This is a genomic window from Neisseria subflava, from assembly GCF_005221305.1.
Classification (GTDB): domain Bacteria; phylum Pseudomonadota; class Gammaproteobacteria; order Burkholderiales; family Neisseriaceae; genus Neisseria; species Neisseria subflava.
The window spans coordinates 990,677-1,003,494 of record NZ_CP039887.1 but is presented as its reverse complement, the minus strand read 5'-3'; the positions used below and the strand labels follow the sequence as shown (position 1 = coordinate 1,003,494).

Genomic DNA, 12,818 nt, shown 5'->3' with positions numbered 1-12,818 from the left:
TGAAAGGTAAGTTGTCGTAGCCAAGAGGCGAGGGAAGTGTATTCTACCAAATTTCGCCCCTTTTTGGGAAAGGCATTATTTGCTTAAAGTCAGGTGCAGTTGTTCCAAGTAGACTTCAGATTGCATTTCGATCATACGGCTGGCCGTACGGGTAAATTCTTCTGCAAAATCGCCTTCGACGTAAATATCGTTTACACCAACTGCGCTGGTAGCGCACAGCTTCACACGGAAATCGTATAAAACGTCAATTAACCATGTCAGACGGCGTGCTTCTGCTTTTTCTTGCGGGGTTAGGCGTTCTAACCCTGAAAGGAAAACCATCTCGTAATGTTCGGCTAAATACAAATAGTCAGCTTGAGAGCGCGGGCCAAAACATAATGCGCGGAAATCAAACCAGATGGCGCGTTCTGACTGGGCTTTATGAGGAATTTCCCGTCCATGAATAATGCTGATGCCTGGGTTTAATTCAGAGATTCCGCTCATTTCTTTAAATAAAGCAGCCAGTTTTTGCTCGTTTTCTTCATTATTGGGGACAAAGAAAATTTCGGCAGGACGCAACGTACGCAAGCGGTAATCTTCGCCGCCATCCACATTTAAAACAGTCAGGTTGGACTCGATAAGAGCGATGGTTGGCAGAAAGCTACTGCGGTTTTGGCCTTGAGGATAGAGTTCGGATGGGACGTAGTTGGAAGTGGCTACCAAGACGACACCTTCACTCAACAGGTTTTCCAGCAAGCGACCCAAAATCATGGCATCGGCAATATCGCTGACGTGAAACTCGTCAAAACACAAAACTCGTGTTTCTTTGGAAATTTCTGTTGCAACGGCTTTTAAGGGATTGGCTTCGCTTTTCAAGACTTTAAGGCGCTGATGGATTTCGGCCATGAAGGCATGGAAATGCACGCGACGCTTGCGACGATAAGGGAGACAGCCGAAAAAAGCATCCATCAAGAAACTTTTACCGCGTCCTACGCCGCCATAAAAATAGAGTCCTTTAGGTACTTGGGGGGAACGCAAGCTACGGCCGAGAAAACGGTTGCGTTTGCGTTTGAACATCATCAGCTCGGTCCACAAACGATCCAAATATTCAATGGCTCGCGCTTGGGCTTCGTCGCGGATAAAGTTAGGCTGTTCGGCTGCAGCTTGATACCAAGTCAATGGGCTGTGGTTTTCAAATGGAGGTGGTGTGAATAGTTGGTCTCTATTGCTCATGTGTAACCTTTATTATGCTTTGCTGGCGATAGTTGAAACATCATCCGCAATAGTTTGGATAGTAGTTGGAATGATGTTTTCATTACAGAATAGTCGGTCTATTATAAATGATTTCAGACGGCCTGCGTTTTTTGCAAAAGCATTGTAGTAAATATAGTTGAAATAGTGTGCGATTAAGGTATGCGTGAAAAGAGCTGGCTTTGGTATTTCTTGCGAAAACAAAAAAAACGCCGCATTTCTGCGGCGTTTTGCTACTAAGTATTAATGAGCACTTTCTTGCAATGCCAAGTCTACACGCTCACGCAACTCTTTACCTGGTTTGAAGTGAGGAACATGCTTTTCAGGCACTTCCACGCGTTCGCCGGTTTTCGGGTTGCGCCCGATACGGGCAGGGCGGTGGTTCAAGTCGAAGCTGCCGAAGCCGCGGATTTCGATACGTTGTCCACGAGCCAGTGAGCGGGTCATGGTATCAACCAAGACTTTTACACTGTATTCGACATCTTTAGCCAGCAGTTGGTTGCCATTTTTTTCGGCAAACACTTCTGCGAGGCGAACCATCAATTCAGACTTCGTCATGTCTGCAACCTTATTCTTGGTCGCCGGACAGTTTGGCTTTCAGCAAGTCGCCCAGGCTGGTAGTACCGGCATTGGCGGTTGCAGCGGCGTTAACTGAATTCAGCGCTTCGCGGTTTTCTTTAGCGTCTTTCGCTTTAATAGACAGACGGATGCTGCGGTTTTTGCGGTCAACGGTAACGATAACGGCTTCAACTTCGTCGCCTTCTTTCAGTTTAGTAGTCAGGTCTTCAACGCGGTCAGCAGCGAATTCAGAAGCAGGCAGGTAGCCTTCAACTTCTTCAGACAGAGCTACTACTGCACCTTTGGCGTCAACAGATTTCACAGAACCTTTAACCAAAGAACCTTTGTCATTTACGCTGATGAAGTTGCCGAACGGATCACCTTCCAGTTGTTTGATACCCAAAGAGATGCGTTCTTTTTCAACGTCGATGGCCAATACAACGGCTTCAACTTCTTCGCCTTTTTTGTATTTGCGTACAGCTTCTTCGCCGGCTTCAGTCCAAGACAGGTCGGACAAGTGAACCAGACCGTCGATGCCGCCAGGCAGACCTACGAATACGCCGAAGTCAGTGATAGATTTAACTGCGCCAGAGATTTTGTCGCCTTTGTTGTGGTTGGCGGCAAATTCTTCCCAAGGGTTAGCTTGGCATTGTTTCATACCCAAAGAGATACGGCGACGGTCTTCGTCGATTTCCAGGATCATTACTTCAACTTCGTCACCAAGTTGAACAACTTTGCTTGGGTGTACGTTTTTGTTGGTCCAATCCATTTCGGAAACGTGTACCAAACCTTCGATGCCTTGTTCGATTTCAACGAACGCACCGTAGTCAGTCAGGTTGGATACTTTACCGAACAGGCGGGTACCTTGTGGGTAACGACGGGTCAGGCCGCTCCAAGGATCTTCGCCCAGTTGTTTCATACCCAGAGAAACGCGTTGTTTGTCTTGGTCGAATTTCAGGACTTTGGCTTCAACTTCTTGACCAACTTCCAAAACTTCGCTTGGGTGTTTCACACGGCGCCATGCCAAGTCGGTGATGTGCAACAGACCGTCGATGCCGCCCAAGTCAACGAATGCACCGTAATCGGTGATGTTTTTAACGATACCTTTGATAACTGAACCTTCTTGCAGGTTTTCCAGCAAGGCTTTGCGTTCTTCACCCAAAGTAGCTTCCAGAACAGCGCGGCGGGACACAACAACGTTGTTGCGTTTTTTGTCCAGTTTGATCACTTTGAATTCAATTTCTTTGCCTTCGAAGTGAGAAGTGTCTTTTACAGGACGTACGTCAACCAAAGAACCCGGCAGGAATGCGCGGATGCTGTTGATCATAACAGTCAGGCCGCCTTTGACTTTGCCATTGATAACGCCGGACAGGATGTCGCCGTTTTCCATAGCTTCTTCCAAAGCGATCCAGTCGGCAGCGCGTTTGGCTTTTTCGCGGGACAGTTTGGTTTCGCCGAAGCCGTTTTCAACAGATTCGATGGTAACGGTAACGAAATCGCCAACTTTAACTTCAATCTCGCCCTGAGCGTTTTTGAATTCAGCAACATCAATCAGAGATTCTGATTTCAGACCTGCGTTAACGGTAACGAAGTTTTGATCGATGCCGACTACTTCGGCAGTAATCACTTCACCTGGGTTCATCTCTTGCAGGGTAAAGCTTTCTTCCAGCAGCTGGGCAAAATTTTCCATAGTCATATATACTCTTTTCGGTACACCGCCAAGGGGTGCGGGTTAGGTTTGAAATGACCTGCCGTCCTTGGCGCGGCAGGTTGGGAAAAATGTTTTCAGACGGCCTTGTTATAGGGTTAACAGGCCGTCTGAAATGAAAACTTCGCAATTATACTCCAAATTTTAAACTTTATGATACCAATCAAGCACTTTTTTTACAGCTTCTTCGATAGAAAGGTTATCAGTGTCTAAAAGCAGGGCGTCGGGCAGCTGTTTCAACGGAGCAACAGGGCGGCGGCGGTCTGCTTCGTCGCGCGCTTCAATGTCCGACAAAATACGCTCGAATGCAACGCCTTCGCATGGGATACCGAGTTGTTTGGCACGACGTTGGGCGCGGACATTGGCACTTGCGGTCAGGAAAATTTTTAATGCGGCATCAGGGAAAATAACCGAGCCAATATCGCGGCCGTCGGCGACCAAGCCTTTTTCAGTTAGGAAGTCGCGTTGGCGTTGCAAAAGGGCGGCACGCACTTTAGGCAACTGTGCGACGGCAGATGCGCCCATGCCGATCGCTTCGGTACGGATTTGCTCGGATACATCTTCGCCGTTCAATAATACGGCGCTGCCTTCAAATTGTGCGGGTAAAGTTTCTGTCAGTGTGCTGACGGTGTCTTCATCTGTCCAGGCAACATTGTGTTTTTGTGCGTAAAGTGCGGTCAGGCGGTAAAGCGCACCGGAGTCGAGGTAAAGAAAACCCAAGGCTTCGGCTACGCGTGAGGCAACCGTCCCTTTACCGGATGCGCTGGGGCCGTCGATGGCAATGACTTTTTGCTTGAGGCTCATGTGTTCTCCTGAATGCGATAGGTATTTGAATCAACCGTTTATTATACGTTGCTTTGGCCGTCTGAAAGCGAAAATTTTTGTGTGATTTAGATTTGAGGGAAAAGTGGCTCGGCCTTATCGGGTATAATGGCCAAAATCATAATTTAACCGCTTTATCTGATTGTTCGGGCCGTCTGAAATAACGGGTCGGGAACGGTCTTAGAATTTAGAACATTATGTTACAAACTGATAATCTTACTTCTGCACAACCTCAGCGCATTATCACTGCTCAAAATATTTCCGCTCAGGAAGAATTGCTTGAACGCGCTTTGCGTCCGAAAACTTTAGACGACTATATCGGGCAGGATAAAGCAAAAGAGCAGTTGGCCATTTTTATTCAGGCAGCGAAAAAACGTGGTGAAGCGCTTGACCACACTTTGCTGTTTGGTCCTCCGGGTTTGGGCAAAACTACTTTGGCACACATTATCGCTAAAGAGTTAGGCGTTAATTTGCGTCAAACCAGCGGCCCGGTTTTGGAACGTGCCGGCGACCTTGCAGCCTTGTTGACTAATCTTGAGCCGCATGATGTGCTGTTTATCGATGAAATCCACCGTTTAAGTCCTGTGGTTGAAGAAATCCTTTATCCTGCGCTTGAAGATTATCAGTTGGACATCATGATAGGCGAAGGACCGGCCGCGCGTTCGGTCAAAATCGATTTGCCGCCGTTTACATTGGTAGGCGCAACGACCCGTGCCGGTATGCTGACCAATCCTTTGCGCGACCGTTTCGGTATCGTATCCCGATTGGAGTTTTATCAAAACAAAGACTTGGCAACTATTGTTACCCGTTCTGCTCAACTATTGCAGTTGGATATGGGTGAAGAGGGCGCGATGGAAGTGGCCAAGCGCAGCCGCGGTACGCCGCGTATTGCCAACCGCCTTTTGCGACGTGTGCGCGATTACGCTGATGTGAAAAACAACGGTGTCATTGATGCGGAAATTGCCGATGCGGCTTTGAGTATGCTGGATGTGGACGGTCATGGTTTGGATGTGATGGACAGGAAATTCCTTGAGGCGATTCTGCACAAGTTCAGCGGCGGCCCTGTCGGTTTGGAAAACGTGGCTGCTGCGATTGGTGAATCAACCGATACCATCGAAGATGTGATTGAACCATATCTGATTCAGCAGGGCTTTTTGCAGCGTACACCGCGCGGACGTGTAGCAACAGAACGAGCCTATCTGCATTTCGGCTTGAAGGTTCAAGAATAATAATGAAGGCCGTCTGAAAACTGCTTTCAGACGGCCTGATACTTCAATTTCATATGATTGTCGGCAAATATCTGCCGATAATCGGTTAAAATGTCTCCCTTTTCTTTTTTGAAGTTTCCCCATGAATATCTTATCCGTAGAAAATGCTTCTTTTGCCGTCGGCCACGTCGCCTTGCTCGACAAAACTTCTTTTCAACTCGACAGCGGCGAGAAAATCGGTTTAATCGGCCGTAACGGTGCGGGTAAGTCTTCGTTTTTAAAAATCCTCGCCGGCGTACAAAAGCTCGACGATGGGCAGATTATTGTTCAAAACAACCTCAAAATCGTTTATGTACCGCAGGAATCCTTTTTTGATAAGGACGCAACCGTATTTGATACCGTTGCCGAAGGTTTGGGCGAAATTCGCGATTTATTGCGCCGTTATCATCATGTCAGCCATGAGTTGGAAAATGGTTCGAGTGAGGCTTTGTTGAAAGAGCTCAACGAATTGCAACTTGAAATTGAAGCGAAGGACGGCTGGAAACTGGATGCGGCAGTCAAGCAGACTTTGGGCGAACTCGGTTTGCCGGAAAACGAAAAAATCGGCAACCTCTCCGGCGGCCAGAAAAAGCGTGTCGCCTTGGCGCAGGCTTGGGTGCAGAAGCCCGATGTATTGCTGCTGGACGAGCCGACCAACCATTTGGACATTGACGCGATTATTTGGTTGGAAAATCTGCTTAAAGCGTTTGAAGGCAGTCTGGTCGTGATTACCCACGACCGCCGTTTTTTGGATAATATCGCCACGCGGATTGTCGAACTAGACCGTGGCATTCTGCGCTCCTATCCCGGTTCGTTCTCTAAATACAGCGAGAAAAAAGCGCAAGAATTGGCGGTTGAAGCAGAACATAACCGCTTGTTTGACAAATTTCATGCTCAGGAAGAAGCATGGATACGCAAAGGCATCGAAGCGCGCCGTACACGTAATGAAGGCCGCGTGCGTCGTTTGGAAGAGCTGCGCCGCCAGCGCGCCGAACGCCGCAATGTACAAGGGCAGGTCAATTTTAAGCTCGACAGTGGCGAGAAGAGCGGCAAAATCATTGCCGAATTGGAACATGCCTCGTTTGCCTATGGCGACAAAGTCATCATGGACAAATTCTCCGCCATTTTGCAGCGTGGCGACAAAATCGGCTTAATCGGTCCAAACGGTATCGGTAAAACCACCTTCCTCAAGCTGATTTTGGGTGAATTGCAGCCGACCTACGGCAGAATCCGCATTGGCAGCAAGCAGGAAGTTGCCTATTTTGACCAGTTCCGCAGCGCGTTGAATGAAAACGATACTGTGTTTTACACGCTCGGACAGGGCAATGATTACGTTGAAGTCGGCGGCAAGAAAAAACACGTTATGAGCTATCTGGAAGATTTCCTGTTCCATCCTGCCCGCGCGCAAAGCCCTGTTTCATCGCTCTCCGGCGGCGAACGCAACCGCCTTTTGCTGGCAAAACTCTTCACCCGTCCTGCCAATATCTTGGTCCTGGACGAACCGACCAACGACTTGGACATCGACACCCAAGAGCTGCTCGAAGACTTACTGCGTGATTATCAAGGCACGGTATTCCTTGTCTCGCATGACCGTATGTTCTTGGATAATGTGATTACCCAAAGCATTGTTTTTGAAGGACAAGGCCGTCTGAAAGAATACATCGGCGGTTATCAAGACTATATTGACGCAAAATCGCGGGAAGATAAAATTCAGACGGCCTCTGCGCCTAAAGCGGTTGCCGAACCTGAAAAAGTCAAACCCAAAGCCAACCGCACGGTCAAACTTTCCTATAAAGAACAGCGTGAACTCGATGCCCTGCCTGATGAAATCGCCGCCTTGGAAACCGAGCAGGCTGAAATCAATACCCAGCTTTCCGATCCTGAAATTTTCAAAGATTATGAAAAAGCAGGTGCGTTACAAAGCAGGGCTGAAGAAATTGAAATGCTGCTTTTGGAAAAGCTGGAACGCTGGGAATGGCTGGAAGCGAAACAAAATGGCGAAGCGGTTTAAATTGGGAATTTTGTCCCAAAGTAGGGCAGGTATTTTTCTAAATCATGCCGTCTGAACCCCGAATATTCAAAAACAAGGTCTACAACCAACATGAAAAAAGTCGAGAAAAACGTATTGGTGCTGCATAGCGCTAAGGAAATGTTTGAGCTGGTGGACAAAGTTGAGGACTATCCAAAATTTTTGCCGTGGTACAGCAAGACCGAAGTCATCGAACGCAAAGGAAATGAGCTAAAAGCGCGCCTGTTTATGGACTATATGCGCGTCAAACAGTCATTTGCGACGCACAACCACAATATACCGGGGCAGGAAATCCGCATGGATTTGCTCGAAGGGCCGTTTAAAACCTTGCGCGGCACTTGGAAATTTATCGATTTGGGCGATGATATGTGTAAAGTCGAATTCAGATTAGAATACGATTTTTCCAATGCAGTACTCTCTGCCATGATTTCCCCAGTGTTCGGCCATCTTGCCGGTACGTTGGTGGATGCTTTTATTAAAGAGGCCGACCGCCGCTATGCTTGAGATTGAAATTGTTTACGGACTGGCCGACAGGCAAGTGTTGAAGAGCATGACCGTTGTCGAAGGTACAACCGTACGCGAAGCTGCCCTGCAAAGCGGATTGGAGGTGGAGTTCCCAGAGTTGGATTTACAGCAAGCGCCTTTGGGTATTTTCGGCAAGACTGTGAAAGGCGAGACTGTGTTGCGCGATGGTGATCGGATTGAGGTCTATCGTCCATTGTTGATTGATCCGAAAGAAGCGCGACGTAAACGCGCAGGGCAAGAATAAATCAAAGGCCGTCTGAAACTTTTTCAGACGGCCTGTCAAACTGAAAGAACAGTAATGAGCTTGAAAATTAAATTAATCGTCGGTTTGGGCAATCCAGGCCAAGAATACGAACAAACGCGCCACAATGTCGGCTTTTGGCTGTTGGACGAACTGGCGTGGAAATGGAAAGTCAATTTTAAAGACGAAAAGAAATTTTACGGCGAAGTAGCGCGCGCCACTACGCCGGATGGCGATGTTTGGCTGCTCAAACCCATGACCTTTATGAACCGCTCCGGTCAGGCAGTAGCCGCTTTGGCTCAATTTTACAAAATCAAGCCGGAGGAGATCTTGGTGGTTCATGACGAGCTGGATATTCCATGCGGCCGTATCAAATTCAAACTTGGCGGCGGCAACGGCGGACACAACGGCCTCAAAGACATTCAGGCTCGCTTGGGTACGCCTAATTTCTACCGCCTGCGCTTAGGTATTGATCATCCGGGCGACCGTAATCTAGTTGTCGGTTATGTGTTGAATAAACCGTCGGCGGAACATAGACAGCAAATTGATGACTCCATCGCCAAATCCCTGCAAGGATTGCCGGCCGTGTTAAATGGCGAATGGGAAGAGGCAACACGTTTTTTACACAGTAAGTAAGCGTACCCGAATCAAACAGGCAACCTTGCGCATCATGTTCAGACGGCCTGAAAACAGACGGCGCAGTCTGACTAGTGATAAACCAATCAAAGAAACAGTAAATATGAGCGAACTGACTAGCCTTATGCAGACCGAAGCCCCAGGCATTGTTGGCGAAACATTAGACTTCTGCCTTTACGAATGCAGTATTGAAGATGCCCCGGATGCAGAAGAAGTGGCACAATGGCGTGATATTTTGAAGGTGCGGGGTGGGAAATTTGTCCGCTTGGCAGATATCTGCCAAACATGGCTGGATGAAGAGGCCGACAAATGAAAGCCTTACCATTAAACAAATTTACTGCCGCTGCCTTGATCTGGTTTGCCGCCGCCATTTATGCCTTACTTTTCAAAGAGGGTGGCAATAGTGCTCCACCATTTCCCCATTTTGATAAAGTCGGCCATTTCGGACTGTTTTTCGGTCAGGCATGGCTGTGCGCAAAAATATTTATTCAAGACAATAGGAATATTCCCTATAAAGGCATTCTGTTTGCCGCTTTATTGTTTGCAGTAGGAAGTGAGTTGGCTCAGGCATTTCTGACTGCTACGCGGCAAGGTTCGATTGCGGACGGCATTGCCGATATGGCAGGTACGGCTGCGGCGCTGTGGTTTGCAGAAAAAGTAAAAACAGCAAAAAGTTAGATATATTTAAAGAAGTTAAAAGGCCGTCTGAAATCCTGAGAAACAGGTTTCAGACGGCCTTTTGTTACTTGATATTTGAAGCAATGATTGCTTCATGATAAGAATTAGAATGTTACGCGTACGCCGGCAGATACTTCGTGGGAATGGAGCTTAACGTTATTGATCTTGCTCCAGTGGTTATAGCGATAGCCTGCATCCAAGGCAACGTTTTGTATTTTCTTGTCGTAAATTAAGCAAATCTAAAAATGTTTTAACTGTTGTAAAAAAGCACTTATAAAAAACACTGTAACAAGTCGTTTAAGAACAAACGGCCTTGCTCGGTCGGGCGGAACACAGTCGGGTCTGATTCAAGCAGGCCTTTTTGTCTGGCGGTTTCGATTTGAGCCATGATTTTTGCAGTGGGTACGCCGGTACGTTCCTGCAGCATTGAAGCAGGTACACCGTCGGTCAGGCGCAGGGCGTTCATCATGAATTCGAATGGAAGGTCTTCAGCAGCAACGGTTTTGCGTTCAACGGCTTCATGCGGATTGCTTTGCATAGCGGCAAGATAGTCGTTGGGGTGGCGACGGCGGACAGTTCGTTCGATACGGTCGGGATAGGAAATTTTGCCGTGTGCGCCCGCGCCTATGCCCAAGTAATCGCCGAACTGCCAATAGTTCAAATTATGGCGGCACTGCATACCAGGTTTTGCAAAAGCCGATGTTTCGTAGTGAATAAAGCCTGCGCCTTCCAATTCGCCGTGTACGGCATCTTCAATATCCAAAGCTGCTTCATCTTGCGGCAAACCTTTCGGCGGCGTATGACCAAACGGTGTGTTCGGCTCCATCGTCAGATGATACGCGCTGATGTGTGTCGCGCCTGTGGCGATGGCGGTTTGAACGTCATCCAATGCCGTCTGAACGGTCTGGTTCGGCAGGGCATACATCAAGTCGATATTGACTTTATCAAATAATTTCAAGGCAGTAGCTATGGCGGTTAAGGCTTCCTTGCCGTTGTGAACGCGTCCCAATCTAGTCAGCATATCGTCGTTAAAACTTTGTACGCCGATAGACAGGCGCGTAATGCCTGCGTCTTTAAATCCTTGAAACTTCTCAATTTCAAATGTGCCTGGATTGGCTTCCAAAGTAATTTCCGCTTCGGGTTGCAAGCGCAACAGCGAACGCACGCCGCTTAACAAGCGGTCAATTGATTTCGCTTGAAACAGGCTGGGTGTACCGCCGCCGAAAAATATGGTTTCCACCGGTCTGCCCCAAATATTGGGCAATTCAAGCTGCAAGTCGGTTAATAGGGCATCGATATAGGCGTCTTCCGGCAGGCCGTTTTTCAGGCTGTGGGAATTAAAGTCGCAATATGGACATTTTTTGATGCACCAAGGAATATGGATATAGAGTGATAAAGGAGGCAGGGCAGTTAGCTGGCCGGGGCGTTGGAAGGTAATTTGGGTCATGGTATGTGTTGGGGCGCAAGGCCGTCTGAAATTTTTAGGCCGTTATTTTAACTGAAATGTCGGCCGGGAAAGTAATCAGTAGGAAATTTGCGCAGTCTAGGCACTCAAAAAAGCTTCAATTTCTTCTTCTGATAATTTGGAATTGCAGACAAATTTTATTTTGCCTTGTGAGATGTTGAGTAGTGCGGGAACAGTTCTGATGCTGTATTGCTCACGAAAAGTTTTTAAAGCTGCTTTATTGCTGCTGTCAGTAAAGTGGATGGTAAGCTGCTTGTTTATGGAAACGGTAGACAGTTTTGCAACAAAACGGCGGCAGTATGAACAACTTGGTTTGCCTAGAAAGACGATAGCAGTTTCTTGACTGTCAATAAGTTGAAGAAGTTTGTCGGGTGTGGTTGGGATGAAAGCAGCGATGTGTTTTGCAAAGACTGCCAATTCTTCAGGCGAGGGTTTGGGCATGGGAATGAATGTGAGGTAGGCCGTCTGAAGGTTTCAGACGGCCTGTTGTTTTTATGTAGTTAAAGTCTTTTGCGCATCCAAGATGAGAGTTTGGGTGCACCGAATAGCAGGAAAATGCCGATAAAAAGCTGCGTGATGTTGGCAAGTATACCGGCTTGGTTTTGTGCGCCGAGGTCCGCCCAAACGGATGTATGTGTGTCGATAGCAATAGACTGTACAAAAAGATAGAGAGAGAACTGGTAAATTAGGTCGGGGATAGCTTGGAAAACAGTATATATGCCTATTAATACAATACCGGTCGTCAGCCATGGTGCAGGGTGTTTTGGGGCTTCCTGTACGGTTTGCAGATGTTCGGGCAATAGGCGGTTGGCAATGGCGGCAGGGAAACACCATAGCAGCAGCCATGCAATTAAATACAAGCCGTAGAACATCAGTACGGGCGGAATTTGTTTGCTGTCATACATGCTTTCTGACTGTGCGAATATGGTAGCAATGCCGCCAAGTGTTTGTACGATGCCGATTAAAACGACCAAGCGGATGACGACAATCAGGATTTGCTTAGGGGACATGGATTTCTTTCATTATTTGTTGGATTTAGAACATCTAAAAAAACGTTTCAGGTTTTCAGACGGCCTATTATTGATTTATAAGGATTCGATTTTTCTTAATAGTTCACGCAATGCTTGGGCGCGGTGGCTTTCAGCATTTTTGATTTCAGGATCAAGCTCGGCGGCGGTGCAACCGTGTTCGGCCAGATAGAAATGCGGGTCGTAGCCGAAGCCGTTTGTGCCGGCTGCCTCGGTCTGCCATTGTCCGTGCCAAATACCTTCTGCAATGATGGGTTGCGGGTCGTTTTCGTGGCGGACGAGGACAAGGACGCAGACGTAGTAGCAGCTTTTATCGTCTTTATCGGCAAGATCGGCAGAGAGTTTGGCGTTGTTTGCGGCATCGGATTTGGGGTTTTCACCTGCATAACGTGCGGAGAAAATGCCGGGTGCGCCGTTTAAGGCGTTGGTGCAGATGCCGGAGTCGTCGGCAAGTGCGGGTAAGCCGCTGTATTTAGCGGCATGACGTGCTTTAGCCAGGGCATTTTCAATGAAGGTATGGTACGGCTCGGGGCATTCGGGCATATTGAACTGCGATTGCGGCAGGACTTCGATGTTTAAGTCGGCAAAGAGGCGGGAAAATTCTTTGAGTTTGCCTGCGTTGCCACTGGCGAGGACGATTTTTTCAAACAT

At 47.8% G+C, this 12,818-nt stretch carries 15 protein-coding genes and 1 pseudogene; 7 read left to right on the top strand and 9 right to left on the bottom strand.

Annotated elements, in window-relative coordinates; genetic code table 11:
* Positions 1 to 75 precede the first annotated feature (75 nt).
* From zapE to cmk, 4 genes are all read right to left on the bottom strand, one after another.
* Positions 76 to 1,212 carry a cell division protein ZapE gene (gene zapE, locus FAH66_RS04885; protein WP_137040865.1) on the bottom strand — a complete coding sequence of 379 codons (1,137 nt, stop codon included), beginning with the start codon at positions 1,210 to 1,212 and terminating at the stop codon, positions 76 to 78.
* Between the two features lie 261 nt (positions 1,213 to 1,473).
* A complete protein-coding gene (locus tag FAH66_RS04875) occupies positions 1,474 to 1,788 on the bottom strand; it encodes an integration host factor subunit beta (protein WP_003678992.1) in 315 nt (104 codons plus the stop codon).
* Positions 1,789 to 1,798: 10 nt separating this feature from the next.
* Positions 1,799 to 3,484, bottom strand: coding sequence for a 30S ribosomal protein S1 (rpsA, locus tag FAH66_RS04870; protein ID WP_137040863.1), 1,686 nt, complete (start codon positions 3,482 to 3,484; stop codon positions 1,799 to 1,801).
* 156 nt (positions 3,485 to 3,640) lie between these two features.
* A complete protein-coding gene (cmk, locus tag FAH66_RS04860; protein ID WP_137040862.1) occupies positions 3,641 to 4,300 on the bottom strand; it encodes a (d)CMP kinase in 660 nt (219 codons plus the stop codon).
* A gap of 215 nt (positions 4,301 to 4,515) precedes the next feature.
* On the opposite strand from cmk, the gene ruvB reads away from it, so the two are divergent.
* The 7 genes from ruvB to FAH66_RS04825 all read left to right on the top strand — a co-directional run bounded on the left by ruvB (position 4,516) and on the right by FAH66_RS04825 (position 9,674).
* Positions 4,516 to 5,547: a Holliday junction branch migration DNA helicase RuvB gene (gene ruvB / locus FAH66_RS04855; RefSeq protein WP_137040861.1), complete on the top strand. Its 1,032-nt coding sequence runs from the start codon at positions 4,516 to 4,518 to the stop codon at positions 5,545 to 5,547.
* Positions 5,548 to 5,668: 121 nt separating this feature from the next.
* On the top strand, positions 5,669 to 7,576 hold the full coding sequence (locus FAH66_RS04850; protein ID WP_137040860.1) for an ATP-binding cassette domain-containing protein: 1,908 nt from the start codon (positions 5,669 to 5,671) through the stop codon (positions 7,574 to 7,576).
* 90 nt (positions 7,577 to 7,666) lie between these two features.
* The gene (locus tag FAH66_RS04845; RefSeq protein ID WP_003683270.1) at positions 7,667 to 8,098 is read left to right on the top strand and encodes a type II toxin-antitoxin system RatA family toxin; all 432 of its coding nucleotides are present in this window, start codon (positions 7,667 to 7,669) and stop codon (positions 8,096 to 8,098) included.
* Positions 8,091 to 8,363 (top strand): RnfH family protein, encoded by a 273-nt coding sequence (locus FAH66_RS04840; protein WP_137040859.1) that lies wholly within the window; start codon positions 8,091 to 8,093, stop codon positions 8,361 to 8,363. The genes FAH66_RS04845 and FAH66_RS04840 overlap by 8 nt, the downstream gene beginning before the upstream one ends.
* Before the next feature lie 54 nt (positions 8,364 to 8,417).
* Positions 8,418 to 8,996 carry an aminoacyl-tRNA hydrolase gene (gene pth, locus FAH66_RS04835; RefSeq protein ID WP_003683307.1) on the top strand — a complete coding sequence of 193 codons (579 nt, stop codon included), beginning with the start codon at positions 8,418 to 8,420 and terminating at the stop codon, positions 8,994 to 8,996.
* Positions 8,997 to 9,099: 103 nt separating this feature from the next.
* Entirely contained in the window at positions 9,100 to 9,309 is a 210-nt protein-coding gene (locus FAH66_RS04830) for a dioxygenase (RefSeq protein WP_107867605.1), read from the top strand.
* Positions 9,306 to 9,674 carry a VanZ family protein gene (locus tag FAH66_RS04825; protein WP_003683668.1) on the top strand — a complete coding sequence of 123 codons (369 nt, stop codon included), beginning with the start codon at positions 9,306 to 9,308 and terminating at the stop codon, positions 9,672 to 9,674. Before FAH66_RS04830 ends, FAH66_RS04825 begins: the two co-directional genes overlap by 4 nt.
* A 104-nt stretch (positions 9,675 to 9,778) precedes the next feature.
* On the opposite strand, the pseudogene FAH66_RS04820 reads toward FAH66_RS04825, so the two are convergent.
* The 5 genes and pseudogenes from FAH66_RS04820 to rdgB all read right to left on the bottom strand — a co-directional run.
* Positions 9,779 to 9,886: pseudogene (locus FAH66_RS04820) on the bottom strand (opacity family porin); the annotation flags it as partial.
* A 59-nt stretch (positions 9,887 to 9,945) separates the two neighbouring features.
* Complete coding sequence (hemW, locus tag FAH66_RS04815) at positions 9,946 to 11,121, bottom strand: radical SAM family heme chaperone HemW (protein WP_137040858.1); 1,176 nt, start codon at positions 11,119 to 11,121, stop codon at positions 9,946 to 9,948.
* Positions 11,122 to 11,217: 96 nt separating this feature from the next.
* Positions 11,218 to 11,580: a DUF6568 family protein gene (locus FAH66_RS04810; RefSeq protein ID WP_137040857.1), complete on the bottom strand. Its 363-nt coding sequence runs from the start codon at positions 11,578 to 11,580 to the stop codon at positions 11,218 to 11,220.
* Positions 11,581 to 11,639: 59 nt separating this feature from the next.
* On the bottom strand, positions 11,640 to 12,149 hold the full coding sequence (locus FAH66_RS04805; RefSeq protein ID WP_137040856.1) for a hypothetical protein: 510 nt from the start codon (positions 12,147 to 12,149) through the stop codon (positions 11,640 to 11,642).
* Between the two features lie 75 nt (positions 12,150 to 12,224).
* Complete coding sequence (gene rdgB / locus FAH66_RS04800) at positions 12,225 to 12,818, bottom strand: RdgB/HAM1 family non-canonical purine NTP pyrophosphatase (RefSeq protein WP_137040855.1); 594 nt, start codon at positions 12,816 to 12,818, stop codon at positions 12,225 to 12,227.